Genomic DNA, 15,969 nt, shown 5'->3' with positions numbered 1-15,969 from the left:
GGCGGCGGCGAAACTTTCCGCCAGTTTTGTGCCGAAAATGCTGAGGAGTATTGCGTCAATGATTCATTCTCGTTGACGCGTTTTCCCCTGGCAGTTTTGCGGCTCGGCCTCGGTCATTCTGACCGTAGCGGCCGCGGAGTTCAAAACCATCATGACCCTTGCTTCCTCGCGCGCCGCTTTCCGCCTGCAGCCCCGGCCAACCCGCAGCCACGCCAAGTCCAGGCGTTTCATTCCCCGCAAAACCACCACCGCCCTCTACGTCGCTCTGGCGCTCTCGGGGCAGGCGGCCGGCGTGCATGCGGCAGAAGTGGCAGGGGAGACGCCCACGAAAACGGCTGGCACGCAGAGCATCCTGCTGACCAAGGACAACACGCCGTTCTTGGCGGCGCAGCCCGCCGGGCTGGATGGCCACAACGGCAGTGCCAAGGGGCAGCCCTATGCGTCCGCGACCGATGGCGAAACGGCGTATGTCTTCACCACGCAAGACGGTTCGCTGCGCGACAACAACGTGGTGCGGGTAAACAGCGCCCTGGTCGGTGGCGCGGCGGGGACCCCGGCCGTGAAGGTTGGCGAAAATGGCGCCCGCGGCGCGGACGCCATTCATGGCAGCAATCTTCGGATTGTCATCGGCGGTGGTTCAGTCAAGGGGGGCGCAGGCGCCCATGGCATGAATGGCCGCGGCGCTGTCGAAGGCGGAGATCCGCCGGTAAAGGGCGGCAATGGCGGCGATGGCGGTGCGGCCATTGTGGGCAGCGACCTGGACATTGTGTTCACCGATTCCACGCCCGCAGGATCAATCAGCGCTGGAACGCCCGGTTTTGGGCGGCAGGGCATTGGCACGGCAGGAGGCGAGGCCCAGGAAAGCGGGGTCCACGGCCGCTATGGGGAGGCTCTCCACTTCACCGGCGGCAACAACCTGCTCACGCTCGAGCGAGGATCCACCATCAACGGTAGCGTGGTGCTGGATGCGCCTGTCGGCTCGTCCAGCAGTTCGCTGCATATCTTGAATAATGCGGCAGAGTGGATTGATTTGAACGGAACGCACCAAACAGGTTTCGCCGACATCAAGCAAGGGCCACAGCGCAGTAAGCTGGCGGCCACCTTGTTTCCCGCCGATGATTCGGCTGCCGTGATAAATCGCATGCGCATGCCGCAACTCGCCATTGGCGAAGGCGCTACGCTGATGGTGTCGGGAACGGGCTTGACGCGGATCGGCGACCTGGTCTTCAAGGATGGCAGCACCTTCTCCGTCATTGCCCGCAGCGCGCTCAAAGGCGACGGCACGAAATCCAGCAATCCGGAAAGTCTGCGGCTCATCCTCAATAACAGCAAGGCCACCATCAGTAGAACCGGCACGACGTTCAACCTGGCCGGCATCACCGACGGCAGCGCGACCGATCAGTTCCTGTTTGTTACCCAGAATCAACTCAATCCGGAAGTCTTTGTCGATGGCGATTTCGCCAAGACCGCCGTCGGCGGCATTGTCGTCACCGATACGTCGCCGGTCGATTATCTGACGTTCGCATCCGGCATTGCAATGGGCGGCGAGCGGACCCAAGAGGAGGTCGATGATGACAAATTCGGCCTCAACCTGTCTGTGATACCGGCCCACCCCATCGGCTACCAGGCCACCTACAAGCTCAGTTGGCTCGAAGACCCCGCCAAGGCACACGGTACCTTCACGATTGCCGAAGGCGGCGACTTTACCCTGGGCGCGGCGCTGAGCGACATCAAGGACCTTCCGGCGTCCAACAAGTGGGATGGCAAGAGCCTGACCAAAGCCGGCCCGGGCGTGTTGCAGTTGACGGCGGCGAACCTTTACACCGGCGCCACCACGATCTACGGGGGCGTGCTGAAGACCGGGATCGCGGACGCGTTTGCAAAAAGCAGCGAGCTGACGATTGGCCCAAGTGCCACGTTGAACCTTGGCGGATTCTCCCAGGCCGGGAGCGAAGACAGGGCCATCATCAACAACGGCGTCATCCTGTTCAACAGCATGAATGCCGGCAAGACGGGCACAAATTCGGCGAGCCTGACCGGTAACCTGCTCAATGCCGGCACGCTCGATCTCGACAACGGCGACGATACCGTTGGCAAGACGTTGCGGATCATTGGCAATTGGACTGGCAGTACCGACAGCCTCATCAAATTGGCCGCCGCTCTTGGCAACGGCGACGACAGCGTTGCCGACAAAGTCGAAATCACCGGCGTCGCCACCGGCTCCACCAAAGTCCAGGTGCGCAATATCAATGGCGCGGGGACGACAGGCACGACAAACGGCATCACCCTGATCACCGCTGGCGAAGATAGCGCAAGCGGCGCCTTCACCCTGAGCTCCGGAACCCTCACCGCCAACGGCCTGGTCTATTCGCTCCTGAACAAGGCCGATTCGGCCAATCAGAAAGTCTGGTATCTGAGCAGCGCCAAGGATAATGATGGCGATGTGCCGGCCCCTCCTGCTCCCGAGCAGCAGACCCCCCCTTCTGCAGGTGAGCACCAGGACACTGACAACGTCATCCCTCCCACGATCGAGGCCGGCACCACGCTGCCCTTCGATTTCTCAAGGGCGCTGACCGCCGAAGAGAAGGCGCAATATGTCGTCAACGCAGACGGGGACATGATCTTCGCCGAGGGCGTCACGCTGGACATGACGATGCCCGGCATCACCGAGGCAGAGAAAAGCGGCGTCGGGATCGCAAGCGTCACCGGGGCCATCAAGGGCGATTTGCCCAACGTCATCCTCAACGGCGCGGCGCAACCCGATTATTTGACAGCCAACGTGTCCAGATCTCCGGACGGCAAGACCCTGCAAGCCGGCTACAAACTCAGTTGGAACGAAACGGCCGATAAGGCGCACGGCACCTTCACCGTTGGCGGCGGCAGCTTCGAGCTCGGCGCGGCGCTGGCCGACACGGGGGCGAACACCAACGGCGCCACGCCGTGGGACGGCAAGACGCTGACCAAGAACGGCCCGGGCACGCTGGTGCTGGCAGCCAGCAACCGCTACACCGGCGACACCATCATCAACCAGGGCGAACTCAAAACCGGCGCCGAAAATGCTTTCTCCACCAGCGCCAATCTGACGATTGCCGCGGATGCCAAGCTCAACATGGGCGGCTTTGCCCAATCCGTGGGCGGCAACACGCACGGCGCCATCACCAATCGCGGCATCATCGCGTTCAATGACAGAGGCGAGGGCAGCAAAGGCGCCAGCCCGATGAGCCTGGCCGGCAACGTCAGCAATGCCGGCAGGCTCGAGCTCGACACCGGCGACAGCACCGTTGGCAAGACCTTCCAGGTCCAAGGCGACTGGTTCGGCGATGTTGGCAGTTTGATTTCCTTGACCGCGGCACTGGCGGGCGATGACAGCAATACCGACAAAGTCGACATCACTGGCGCCGCCACCGGCACCACCAGAGTCAAGATCCGTAATGTCGGCGGCGCGGGGGGCGAAACCACTGCCGATGGCGGCATTACCCTCATCACCACGGGCAGCAGCGTGGCCAATGCTTTCGTGCTGGACAGCCCGGTCACCGCGGGCGGCTACGTCTATAAGCTCAGGCAAGGCAAAAAAGACGCCACCGGCAAGGTTAACGAGGGCATTTGGGTGTTGAGCAGCTTGGCGGACACGTTCATTTCGACGATTCCGTCAACGAAACCGCTCGTCATCACGACAGGGCAGGCGCCCGGCGTCGACAACCTGAAGGACTACATCAATGAAGATGGAAACCTGAATATCGCCGCCGGCGATCCCATCAAGTTGACCGACGCCCATCCGCCCGCCACCAGCGAAGCGTTGGACACGCCTCGGGTGATCCTGACCTTGCCAAATACCGGGCCCGCTGGCAACGATACCAACGGCATCCATCTCAACGGCACGCCCAGCGTCACCGTCTTCGATACGAGCGCGACCGAGATCGATTACCTGACGCCTCGCCTCCAGGTCGCGACGGGCGACGCCAAGAAGCTGGAACTCAGCTACAAGCTCCGTTGGAATGAGGACGACAAGAATAAATCGAGCGGCAACTTCACCATTGCCGAAAACGGCGCGTTCAAACTGGCGACGGCGCTAGCCGATGTGTCGGGGGTCGATGCGGCCACCAATGATTTCAAGTGGGACGGCAAAACCCTGACCAAAAAGGGCGCGGGCACGCTGGAACTGGCGGCCGCCAGCACCTACACCGGCGCCACCACCGTCGAGGCGGGTACGCTCAAGACCGCGATCGTCAACGCGATTGCCAATACCAGCAATGTGACCATCCGTCCTGGCGCCACGCTCAATTTGGGGGCGACGAACCAGAACTTCGCCGGGATCGAGAACCAGGGGACCCTGGTATTCAACGACGTTCAAGCCAACGGGACGCCGGTATCCACGCCGGTCACCCTCAAACTCGGCGCCGCCGGCACGAGGGGCAAGTTCCTCAACAGCGGCACGCTCAATCTCAAGAACTGCGACTCTTGCGCCGTGCAGACCTTTACCATCGACGGCGATTGGGAAGGCAGGGAGGGCAGCGCGGTGATTCTGGGCGCGGTGCTGGGGGGCGACGGCAGTCCCGCCGACCAGCTCATCATTCAAGGCGTGGCCAGCGGCAAGACCGCGGTGACCGTTGAAAACGAAGGCGGCGCGGGCGGCCAGACCGTGGAAGGCATCACCCTCATCACCGTGGCCGGGGGCGCGAGCGGCACCGATACCTTCGTGCTTGCCAACGACGTCACCGCGGGCGGGTATGTCTATTCACTCAACAGCAAGGAAAACGCCGACAAGAAAGCCAACGGTATCTGGTATCTGACCAGCGCCAAGCGACCGTCGGCGGGCTCCGACGACATCAGGAATCACAACGTCAGCCCCTTGTTCGGCGCCTATGCCAGCAACCTGCTTGCGGCGAACACGCTGTTCAACACCAGCTTGAGCGATCGCGAAAGCGGCGAATCCATCGACCCCGTCACCGGCGCGCGCGGCCGCGTCTGGGCCAGGGTCGCAGGGGGAACCACGCACGGCATGATGTTCGACGGTGCAAACCGCTTCAGTGCCGACCGCAGCCTGCTGCAATTGGGGGGCTCGATCATCGCTGGCAGTATCAACGGCCAGGATGCGTGGCGCGTTGGCCTCATGGCGGGCCATGGCCAGCAACGCAGCAAGACCCGCAACCCCGCCACCGGCAACGCCCGGGGTCAGGTGGACGGCTATAGCGCTGGCGTGTATGGCACCTGGTATCAGGACGGCCAAAGCCACCGCGGCGGCTACGTCGATGGCTGGCTGCTCTACAACTACTTCGACAATAGCGCTGAAGGCAGCGGCCTCAAGGAAAAATACAAGGCCGACGGCATGACCGCCTCGATCGAAGCCGGTTATGCCATCGACGTGGCATCCTTCAGCAATGGTGGCGGCCGCGAGCACCGCCTGAGCGTGCGGCCGCAAGCGCAGATCATGTACGGCGGCGTCAAGGCCAGGACTTTCGTGCAGCAGGACGCGGGCCCGACCACGGTCAAGGGGGAGGGCGATGGCAATATCCAGACGCGCCTCGGCGCGCGCCTGGCCATGGTCAGCAGCTCGGCCACCGCTGGCGCCAGCCTTGCCGGCCAGGTCGAAACCGCGCTTGAATTGAACTGGTTGCACAACACCAACAAGTACGGGGTCACGATGGGCGCCAATCGCAACTGGATGCTTGGTGCGGAAAACGTCGGCGAAGCCAGGATCGGCGTTTCGGGCAACCTCAGCGACAACCTTGCGCTGTCAGCCAACGTCACCCATCAACAGGGCGACCACGGCTACCGGGACACCCAGGGCGGCCTGAGCCTGAAGTACCGGTTCTGAGCCGGGAAGGGTGCGCCCAGCCAGCCTGGTCGCACCCTCATGGCTGCAAAGGGGGCACAGCCAGTCCGCGCGGCGGGCGCCGGGCGGGCAACATCACCCGGCGTGTTCGATCACCAACTGCACCGACACCATTCCGTTCCACACGTTCTGCTCCAGCCGGTAGGCCGCCTGGATGTGCTCGGGCAAGGACTGGTCGTGGCCGAACCAGATGGCATCGAAGCGCTGGTGACCGCGTTCGAGCGACAGTTTCAGGTGCTTCTCGCCGACCAGGCGCTGGTTGCGCACCACGAATTCGTCCAGGAACAGCGGCGCGGCAAAACCCGCGCCCCAGACCTGTTGTTGCAGCAGGCCGGCGACCTCGGCGTTGGCGTAACCGGATTCGAGCGAACCGTCGGTCTCGATGACCGGCTCGAAGCTGTCGCGTCCGGTCAGTTCGCGCACGGCGGCATCGAAGGCCGGGGCGAAGGCCGGGAAGTCCTGGCGGCCCAGCGTCAGGCCGGCCGCCATGGCGTGGCCGCCGAACTTGCGAATCAGGTTGGGGTGGCGCTTGGACACCAGGTCCAGCACGTCGCGCAGGTGCACGTCGGGAATCGAACGGCCCGAGCCGCGGATCTCGTCGTCGCCGGCCGGCGCGAAGGCCAGGGTGGGGCGCCAGAATTTCTCTTTCAGGCGCGAGGCCACCAGGCCGACCACGCCCTGGTGCCAGCCCGGGTCGAACACGCAGACCGTGGCGCCGGGCGCGGCGTCGGGCGCTTCCATGGCCGCCATGGCCTGTTCGCGCATCTCGGCCTCGATGGTGCGGCGCTCGCGGTTGATGTTGTCCAGCTCGCGAGCCATCTCCAGCGCCTGGGCCTCGTCGTCGGTGGTCAGGCAGGCGATGCCCAGGCTCATGTCGGCCAGGCGGCCGGCGGCGTTGATGCGCGGGCCCAGCGCGAAGCCCAGGTCGAAGCCATTGGCGGCGCGCGGCTCGCGCCCGGCCACGGCGAACAGGGCGCGCAGGCCGGGCTGCAGGCGGCCGCTGCGCATGCGCTGCAGTCCCTGGGTCACCAGCAGGCGGTTGTTGGCATCGAGCTTGACCACGTCGGCCACCGTGCCCAGCGCCACCAGGTCGGACAGCGCGTCCAGGCGCGGCCCGCCATCGGGGGCGTAGACGCCGCGGCGGCGCAGCTCGGCGCGCAGCGCCAGCATCATGTAGAAGATGACGCCGACGCCGGCCAGGTTCTTGGACGGGAAGCCGCAGCCCGGCTGGTTCGGGTTGACGATGGCCAGGGCGTCCGGCAGCGTGTCGCCGGGCAGGTGGTGGTCGGTGATGACCACGCCGATGCCGGCGGCGTTGGCCGCGGCCACGCCGTCGACGCTGGCGATGCCGTTGTCCACGGTGATGATGATGTCGGGCTTGCCGGCGCGATGGCGGCAGGCCAGCTCGACCACGGCGGGCGACAGGCCGTAGCCGGTCTCGAAGCGGTTCGGCACCAGGAAGTCGACATCGGCGCCCATGGCCGACAGGGCGCGCAGGCCGACGGCGCAGGCGGTGGCGCCGTCGCAGTCGTAGTCGGCCACGATCAGCAGCTTCTTGCCGGCCTGGATGGCGTCGGCCAGCACGCCGGCGGCGTGCGCCGAGTGCGTCAGGCCGGCCGGCGGCAGCAGCGCGGGCCAGGCCAGCTTGGTCTGGTCGGGATGGGTGACGCCGCGCGCGGCCCACAGGCGCGCCAGCAGCGGGTGGATGCCCGAGGCTTCCAGGGCGTGGCAGGCGGCGAGGTCGGCGCGGCGGACGGTTAAGCGGGGTGAGACCACCAGGCGCTCCAGTTTTTCTTGGGCGCGGGCAGCAAGCCGAGCAGGCCCCCGCGCGGTTTCAGGGTGAGGGTGGCGCTGCGATCGTCGCCCAGCAACAGCAGTTCTGTGGGCTGGTCCGGCAGGCCCTTGGGGCCGGCCAGCGCTTGCAGGCGCTGCTCGAGCGCGGCCAGGGCGTCGAGCCAGGCGGCCCAGTCGCCGGCGCGTTGCGCGGCATCCAGTTCAGTCATGACCTGTTCCGGGCCGGCCGGGCGCATGGCCCACGGCGTGCCGCCGCCATACAGCCACAGGGCGTTGACGGGCGGCAGGCCGCGCGCGGCGCGCGATTCGTTGGCGGGATGCTCGTGCCAGGACATCTGGATCTCGTTGAGCAGCCGGCGCCAGGGCCGGGATTCGGCATCCTGGCGCCACCAGTCGTTCAGGCGCTGGCCCGCCACCGCCAGCGGGCTGGCGGTCTGGGGCCGCAGGCCGTCCGGCAGGCGCAGGCGCCAGCGGGCGGCCGTCAACGGTTCGACGGCAAAGCCGGTGTCTTCGAACAGCGGACGGGCGGTCTCCAGCAGCGCGGCGGTCTCGGCGTCGCGCAGGTCCATCTGGGTCGGGTCGAGCAGGGTGGCCTGGTCGGTGCCCAGGGCCAGGTGGACCAGTTCGGCCAGCCAGATGGGGCCGTCGCCGGCCTGGCCGTCGGCCAGCAGCGGGCCCAGTCCGGCGCCCGGCAGCAGGCCGGGTTCCGTGGCGTAGCCGGCGCGGCGCAGTTGCCAGGCTTCGAACGCGGTACAGCCCTGGGTACGGATGTCGTGGGCCTGGACTCGGGCGCTGCCGGCCTGCAGCCAGTGGTGCAGGGTGGGGGCGCGCTCGGGCAGCAGCTTGGCCAGTTCTGCGGCGACGGGAAGGGCGGGCAGGGCGCCCGGGATGACGATCAGCATGGCCAGGATTGTAGTCGCTGGCCGGACCCGGACCCAGGCCGGGAACTAAGCCCGGCCCCGACTGCCATAGCTTGTCACGGCTTGTCTTCCATTCCCGCATTCCGGGGACGGTTTTGCGGCCGGTTAATGCCATAATGCGCTCGTGCTGAAAATACCCTACGAACTCTGGATCGGCGCCCGCTATGCCGGGTTGGCCCGCATCCGCCAGCGACGCGGCCGCCGCGATCGCTTCATCTCTTTCATCGCCGCCAGTTCCATGGCAGGCATCGCGCTGGGCGTCGCCGCCCTGATCGTGGTGCTGTCGGTCATGAACGGTTTCCAGAAAGAGGTCCGTGACCGCATGCTGTCGGTGCTGCCGCACATCGAGCTCTACATCCCGGGCGCCGCGCCCGAGCGGGTGCTGGAGCAGTGGCAGCAGTTCGCCGACGCCGCCAAGCGCAACCCCGAGGTCAAGGCCGGCGCGCCATTCGTGGCGGCGCAGGGCATGCTGGTGCGCGGCCAGGCGCTGCGCGGGGTGCAGGTGCGCGGCATCGACCCGGCCACCGAAGGCAACGTCTCGGACCTGCCGCGGCAGATGGTGGCGGGCAAGCTGGCCGACCTGAAGCCGGGCGGCTTCGGCGTGGTGCTGGGCAACGAGCTGGCCGACGGCATGGGCGTGAAGGTGGGCGACACCTTGCTGATGCTGGCGCCGCAGGGCTCGATCAGCCCGGCCGGCTTCGCGCCGCGCATGCGCCAGTTCACCGTGGTCGGCGTGTTCTCGTCGGGCCACTACGAATACGATTCCTCGCTGGCCTTCGTCGACAACGACGACGCGGCCAAGGTCTTCCGCGATAGCGGCACCGCCGGCGTGCGCCTGCGCATCGCCGACATGCAGAAGGCGCCCGAGGTGGCGGCCGAGCTGCGCAACGTGCTGCCGCCGTACGTCATGGCGAGCGACTGGTCGCGCAACAACCGCACCTGGTTCGCCGCCGTGCAGACCGAAAAGCGCATGATGTTCCTGATCCTGGCGCTGATCGTGGCGGTGGCCGCGTTCAACCTGCTGTCGTCGCTGGTGATGGCGGTCAAGGACAAGCAATCGGACATCGCCATCCTGCGCACGCTGGGCGCGGGGCCGGGCGAAGTGGCGCGCATCTTCCTGGTGCAGGGCGCGCTGATCGGCGTCATCGGCACGCTGCTGGGCGTGGCGGGAGGCATCCTGATCGCCTACAACGTCGACGTGATCGTGCCGTTCATCGAACGCCTGCTGGGCGTGCATTTCCTGCCGCGCGAGATCTATTTCATCAGCGCCTTGCCGTCCGACCCGCAGGTGGGCGACATCGTGACCATCGGCGTGACCTCCCTGGTGCTGTCGCTGCTGGCGACCTTGTATCCCAGTTGGCGCGCCTCGCGCCTGCAACCCGCACAGGTGCTGCGCCATGACTGATACCGTGACTCCCGCGCTGCAGGCGGACAACCTCGTCAAGATCTATGACGAGGGGCCGGCCCGCATCGAGGTGTTGAGCAACGTGAGCTTGAGCGTGGCGCGAGGCGAAATGGTCGCCATCGTCGGCGCGTCCGGCTCCGGCAAGAGCACGCTGCTGCACATCCTGGGCCTGCTGGACGTGCCCACCAGCGGCTCCGTCTCGGTCGACGGCCATTTGGCCGTCGGGTTGTCCGAAGCGAAGAAGAGCCAGGTGCGCAACCGCAGCCTGGGCTTCGTCTACCAGTTCCACCACCTGCTGCCGGAATTTTCGGCGCTGGACAACGTGGCCATGCCGCTGATCGTGCGCCGCGAGAACCGCGACAAGGCCCGCGAGGCGGCGCGCGAGGTTCTGGGCCTGGTTGGCCTGGCGGCGCGCGAAGGGCACTTTCCGGGGCAACTGTCGGGCGGCGAACGCCAGCGCGTGGCGCTGGCGCGCGCGCTGGTGACGCGGCCGGTGTGCGTGCTGGCCGATGAGCCCACCGGCAACCTGGACCGCCATACCGCGCACAACATGTTCGAACTGCTGACGCGGGTCAATCGCGAGTCGGGCACGGCATTTGCGATCGTGACCCACGACCCCGAGCTGGCGGCGCGCGCCGACCGTCAGTTGCTGATGGAAAACGGCCGGCTGGTCTCGGGCTGACGCCCGCGGCCGGTCCGTGGGCCGGGCGGCGCGATGATTGTGCAGGAAACCCGGGCAAGGAGGCCGCGCCCATGCTGATCGACACCCATTGCCACCTGGACGCCGCCGAGTTCGATGCCGATCGTCGCCAGGTCATCGGACACGCGCTTGAAGCCGGCGTCCAGGCCATCGTCATTCCCGCCATCGAACGGGCCAATTTTGCCGTCGTGCGGGAGCTTGCCGGGCAGGTGGCCGGCGGCGCCTACGCGCTGGGCATCCATCCTCTTTATGTGCAGCGCGCCGACGATGCCGATCTGGACGCCCTGCGCGACGCCATCCGGCAGTCGCTGGGCGATCCCCGTTTCGTCGCCATCGGCGAGATCGGACTGGATTTCTTCGTGCCGGAAATCGCCTCGGGCGAGCCGCGCGCGCGGCAGGAGCGTTTCTACGCCGCCCAACTGGCCATGGCGGCGGAATTCAAGCTGCCGGTGCTGCTGCACGTGCGCAAATCGCAAGACATCCTGCTGAAGTACCTGCGGCGCCACGAGCGTATCGGCGGCATCGCGCATGCCTTCAATGGCAGCGCGCAGCAGGCCCAGGCCTTCGTCGAGCAGGGCTTCGCGCTGGGGCTGGGCGGGGCCATGACCTACGAACGGGCATTGCAGATCCGCCGCCACGCCACCGACGTCGACCTGCGCCATCTGGTGCTGGAGACCGACGCGCCGGATATCCCCCCGGCCTGGCTGCATCCGCCGCGGCGGCGCAACCGGCCCGGCGAGCTGGCCCGCATCGCCCAGGTGCTGGCCGGACTGCGCGGTATCACGCCGGCGCAGGTGGCGCAGGCGACCACGGCCAATGCGCTGCGGGTGTTGCCGCGGCTGTCGGCCGCGATCCTGGCCGACGACTGATTCCTGACTATTGGTGCCCGGCGACTGATTCCTGACGACTGGCGACGCGGCCGCGTGGGTCAGGCGGCCATGCGCGGCAGCTCGATGCGCACGCTCAGCCCGTGCGGGGCGGCGTTGCGCGCCGAGATGCGGCCCTTGTGGGCCGCCACGGCGGCGCGCGCGATGCTCAAACCCAGGCCGGCGCCGCCGGGGGGCGCGTCCGCGGCGGGGGCGCCCTGGTAGAACGGTTCGAACAGATAAGCCAGTTCCTTTTCCGGCACGCCTGGGCCGTTGTCCTCGATTTCCAGGCAGGCTTCGCCGGCGTCGGCCAGCAGGCGCACCTGGATCGCGCCGCCCGCCGGCGCGAAACGCAGGGCGTTGCGCAGGACGTTTTCGATGGCGCTGGCCAGGCTGTCGCGGTCGGCCGCGATGCGCAGCGGCGGCGGACGGTGCCAGCCAATGGCGATCTGGCGTTCGCCGGCCTCGAAGCGCGCATCCTGCACCACGTCGTCGACCACGTCCGCCAGGTCCAGCGTATCGGTGGGCAGGGGCAGGGCGCCCATGCGCGCCAGCCGCAGGGTGCTGCCCACCAGGGTGTCCAGGCGCTCGCATTCGCGTTCCATGCGGTCCAGTTGCAGGTCCTGGCGCTCGTCCTTGCGGCGCGCCAGTTCCACGCCCAGGCGCAGGCGCGCCAGCGGCGAGCGCAGTTCGTGGGCGATGTTGCGCAGCAGTTGCTCGCGCGTATCGACCAGCGCCTGCAGGCGGCCGGCCATGGCGTCGAAGTCGCGCGCCAGCAGGCCCAGTTCGTCCTGGCGCCGCGACAGCGCGCCGGGGGTGCGGGTATCGAGCCGGCCGGCGGCCAGGGCGCGCGCTGCGCCGCGCATTTGGTCCAGCGGCGCGGCCACGTGGCGCGTCAGCGCCCAGCAGAAAGGGGCGGTGATGGCCAGCGCGAACAGCAGCAGGCCCAGCGCCACCGGCGTCAGTCCCAGCACTTCCCAGTGCGAGGAGTCGAACGGCAGGAACAGCATCAGCAGTTCACGGTTGTCCGGCAATGTCAGCAATTGCGGATCCCACCACGACACGCGCAGCGCGGCCGGATCGGCTGGGACTTCGATGGAGGCGGCGATCAGGCCTGGATCGGGCGCGGCGCGGAAGGCCGCCAGCCAGTCGTCCAGGCGGGTCGGCAACCGGCGGCCGAGGATGTCGCGATCGTGCGTGTCGACGATATAAATCTTGAGCGCCGAATAGCGCGCGTCCATGGCCTCGACCCAGCGCCGCAGGCCGTCGGCGCCTTCGCCGCGCGCGATCTGGGCCGCGTCGCGCGTCAGGTTGCCGGGGTTCAGGCCGTCGAGCGAATCGACGCGGTACCAGGCCACCGCGGCGGTCAGCATCATGCCGCAGACCGTGATGACGGCCATCGCGCCCCAGAAGGTCAGGAAGGCGCGCCAGAACAGGGAGCGGACGGGCAGCCCGCGCATCAGGCCGCGCCGGCCAGCACGTAGCCCAGACCGCGCAGGTTGCGGATGGCGGGGGCGTCGCCGGCCTGGTCCAGTTGCAGTTTCCGGCGCAGGCTGCTGATGTGGGTGTCGATGCTGCGGTCGTAGCGATCGGCGGCGCGGCCCAGCGCGTACAGGCTGATCTGTTCGCGCGGCACCACTTGGCCCGGGGTGCGCATCAGGACTTCGAGGACGCGCTGTTCGGCGCCGGTCAGCAGCACTTCCTGCCCGCCCAGGCGGGCGCGGCCGCTGGCGGCGTCCAGCGATAGCGCGCCGACGTTCAGCTCGGGCGGGGAGGGGTCGGGCCTTTCCTCGAAGCGGCGCAGCACGGCGCCGATGCGGGCCTTGAGTTCGCGCGGACCGAAAGGTTTGGCCAGGTAGTCGTCGGCGCCCAGTTCGAGTCCCAGCACCCTGTCGGTTTCACCGCCGTGGGCGGTGAACATGATGACGGGGCGGCGCGAGTGGCGGCGCAGATGGCGCAGCAGATCGAGGCCGCTGCCGTCCGGCAGCATCAGGTCGAGCAGCACCAGATCGAAGCAATCTTGCATTGCAAGTGGCAGACCTTGGGCGCTGTTGTGCGCCAGGGTCAGTTCGATGTGGCCGGGCTCTAGGTACTCGCGCAGCATCAATGCCAGGTCGACGTCGTCGTCGATCAACAGGATGCGGCGCGTTGCCATGGGGGAGGGTATGGGCATGCGCTTGGGTTCTGTTGCCACGGCAGCATAGCGGGTCGCCGGCGGCAGAAGTGTCAAGAAGTGCGAAGAAAGTAAAAGTTGCGGAAAGCGTGTTGCAGCTCACGCTTGGCCTCAATTCTAATATGAGAATAGTTTTCATTAAAAATTGAAGCGGACAGGGCGGCGCGCGGGGCGCGGCCCTTCCGGGACGGGAGAGTCTGAAATCATGAGCTGCAACGATCTGGCCGCGCGCCGCGCATTCGGCCCGCGTACCGGCCTGGCTGTCGCCTTGTGCGCCAGCGGCTTTGTCGCCGGTCATCCGGTCTTGGCGCAATCGGCCGCGCCGGCCGACGCCAGGACGCTGGATACCGTGGTGGTGACGGCCAGCGGCTACGAGCAGCAGATCCAGGACGCGCCGGCCTCGATCAGCGTGATCACGCGCCAGGATCTCGAAAAGAAGTTCTACCGTGATGTCACCGACGCGCTGGTCGAAGTGCCGGGCGTGGTGGTCACCGGCGGCGGCGACCGCCAGGACATCAGCCTGCGCGGCATGGGCCCCAAGTACACGCTGATCCTGATCGATGGCAAGCGCCAGAACTCGCGTGAAACCCGCACCAACTCCGATTCCGGCGGCGTCGAAGGCGGCTGGACGCCGCCGATCTCGGCCATCGAGCGCATCGAGGTGGTGCGCGGGCCGATGTCGTCGCTGTATGGTTCCGACGCCATGGGCGGGGTGATCAACATCATCACCCGCAAGGTGCCCTACGAGTGGGGCGGCGAAATCCGCATGGACACCACCATCCAGGAAAGCAGCAAGTCCGGCGACATCTACCAGGGCAACTTCTACCTGGCGGGCCCGATCAAGAATGACCTGCTGGGCCTGCAGATCTACGGCCAGGCGACCCAGCGCGACGAAGACAGGATCGTCGAGGGCTACCGCAAGCGCAACGCCACCAACATCACGGCCAAGCTGGCGCTGACGCCCAACCGCGACCACGACATCGTGCTGGAAGCCACTTCCAGCCGCCAGAAGTACGAGAACACGCTGGGCAAGACCGTCGCGCCGCTGGCTCCCGGCGTGGCGTGCCCGCGCAACGGCTGCCCGGCCTCGTCGGAAACCGATTACCGCAGCAACAAATGGGCGCTGTCGCACACCGGCCGCTGGGGTTGGGGCGTGTCCGACAGCTACGTGCAGCAGGAAGAGTTCGACAACCGCTCGCGCCAGATGAAGATCAAGAACCTGGACCTGCAGACCAGTTGGACGCTGCCGCTGGGTTCGCACATGCTGACCCTGGGCGGCACCTACCTGACGCAGCGCCTGACCGACCAGACCGGCAACCAGCTCGCCGGCGGTCCCAGCAAGGTGGAGCGCTACCAGTGGGCGCTGTTCGCCGAGGACGAATGGCGCCTGGTCGAAAGCTTCGCGCTGACCGGCGGCCTGCGCATGGACCAGGACGAGAACTTCGGCAGCCATTTCAGTCCGCGCCTGTACGGCGTGTGGCACATGGCCGAGCGCTGGACCCTGAAGGGCGGCGTGTCCACCGGTTTCCGCGCGCCCGACCTGCGCCAGACCGTGGCCGGCTGGGGGCAGGTCAGCCGCGGCGGCAACATGTACGGCAACCCCGACCTGACGCCCGAGAAGTCGGTGACCCAGGAACTTGGCCTGCTGTATGACGACGGCGAGGGCTTCAATGCCGGCCTGACCCTGTTCAACAACAACTTCAAGGACAAGATCACCCGCGTCGCCTGCCCGCTGTCGCAATGCACCGACGGCCCCAACCGGTTCGGCTCCAATCCCACCACCTACATGAACGTGGACAAGGCGGTGTCGCGCGGCGTCGAGGCCAACCTGAAGCTGCCGCTGGGCCGCGACTGGTCGCTGACCAGCAGCTACACCTTCACCAAGTCGGAACAGAAGTCCGGCCAGTACCAGGGCCAGCCGCTGAACCAACTGCCCAAGCACCTGTTCACCACCACGGTCAACTGGCAGGCCTCCGACGCGCTGCAAGCGTGGGCCCGCGTCAACTACCGCGGCAAGGAAAGCCAGCCGATTACCGGCCCGTCCTCGACCTCGCTGGTGGCGCCGTCGTACACCTTCGTCGACCTGGGCGGCTCGTATGCCGTGAACAAGAAGGTGTCGGTGTACGCCGGCATCTACAACCTGTTCGACAAGCAGGTCGGCTACGACGACTACGGCTACGTCGAAGACGGCCGCCGTTATTGGCTGGGCGTGGGCGTGAAGTTCTGAGCCCGCGAGCAACAACCGGGACGCGCCGCCGCCTGGCGGTGTTCCCGCAAC

9 protein-coding genes are annotated in these 15,969 nt (G+C 67.1%); 5 read left to right on the top strand and 4 right to left on the bottom strand.

The features are described from left to right. The first annotated feature begins 151 nt into the window (after positions 1 to 151). The gene (locus tag HV783_RS03030; RefSeq protein ID WP_175188688.1) at positions 152 to 5,815 is read left to right on the top strand and encodes an autotransporter outer membrane beta-barrel domain-containing protein; all 5,664 of its coding nucleotides are present in this window, start codon (positions 152 to 154) and stop codon (positions 5,813 to 5,815) included. Positions 5,816 to 5,908: 93 nt separating this feature from the next. Here the strand turns inward: HV783_RS03030 and recJ are convergent, their stop codons facing one another. Further along, entirely contained in the window at positions 5,909 to 7,609 is a 1,701-nt protein-coding gene (gene recJ, locus HV783_RS03025; protein WP_054502166.1) for a single-stranded-DNA-specific exonuclease RecJ, read from the bottom strand. Further along, the gene (locus HV783_RS03020) at positions 7,591 to 8,529 is read right to left on the bottom strand and encodes a hypothetical protein (protein WP_116792173.1); all 939 of its coding nucleotides are present in this window, start codon (positions 8,527 to 8,529) and stop codon (positions 7,591 to 7,593) included. Before HV783_RS03020 ends, recJ begins: the two co-directional genes overlap by 19 nt. A 190-nt stretch (positions 8,530 to 8,719) precedes the next feature. Between HV783_RS03020 and HV783_RS03015 the strand changes: the two genes are divergently transcribed. The 3 genes from HV783_RS03015 (at position 8,720) to HV783_RS03005 (ending at position 11,521) form a co-directional block, all read left to right on the top strand. Continuing rightward, positions 8,720 to 9,952, top strand: a complete 1,233-nt coding sequence (locus HV783_RS03015; RefSeq protein ID WP_240317330.1) for a lipoprotein-releasing ABC transporter permease subunit — start codon at positions 8,720 to 8,722, stop codon at positions 9,950 to 9,952. Beyond that, positions 9,945 to 10,634: an ABC transporter ATP-binding protein gene (locus tag HV783_RS03010; protein ID WP_054502169.1), complete on the top strand. Its 690-nt coding sequence runs from the start codon at positions 9,945 to 9,947 to the stop codon at positions 10,632 to 10,634. The genes HV783_RS03015 and HV783_RS03010 overlap by 8 nt, the downstream gene beginning before the upstream one ends. Before the next feature lie 71 nt (positions 10,635 to 10,705). Further along, positions 10,706 to 11,521, top strand: a complete 816-nt coding sequence (locus HV783_RS03005) for a TatD family hydrolase (RefSeq protein ID WP_175188687.1) — start codon at positions 10,706 to 10,708, stop codon at positions 11,519 to 11,521. Between the two features lie 59 nt (positions 11,522 to 11,580). On the opposite strand, the gene HV783_RS03000 is transcribed toward HV783_RS03005, so the two are convergent. Both HV783_RS03000 and HV783_RS02995 read right to left on the bottom strand, forming a co-directional pair. Further along, positions 11,581 to 12,978: a sensor histidine kinase gene (locus HV783_RS03000; protein WP_175142828.1), complete on the bottom strand. Its 1,398-nt coding sequence runs from the start codon at positions 12,976 to 12,978 to the stop codon at positions 11,581 to 11,583. Further along, a complete protein-coding gene (locus tag HV783_RS02995) occupies positions 12,978 to 13,673 on the bottom strand; it encodes a response regulator transcription factor (RefSeq protein WP_175188721.1) in 696 nt (231 codons plus the stop codon). The genes HV783_RS03000 and HV783_RS02995 overlap by 1 nt, the downstream gene beginning before the upstream one ends. Positions 13,674 to 13,896: 223 nt before the next feature. Here HV783_RS02995 and HV783_RS02990 point away from each other — a divergent pair, with 223 nt between their 5' ends. After that, entirely contained in the window at positions 13,897 to 15,918 is a 2,022-nt protein-coding gene (locus HV783_RS02990) for a ligand-gated channel protein (RefSeq protein ID WP_175188686.1), read from the top strand. The last annotated feature ends 51 nt before the right edge of the window (positions 15,919 to 15,969 follow it).

Source organism: Achromobacter dolens, from assembly GCF_902859745.1.
In the GTDB taxonomy this organism is placed as follows: Bacteria; Pseudomonadota; Gammaproteobacteria; order Burkholderiales; family Burkholderiaceae_B; genus Achromobacter; species Achromobacter dolens.
This window is presented reverse-complemented; position numbering and strand designations above follow the sequence as displayed.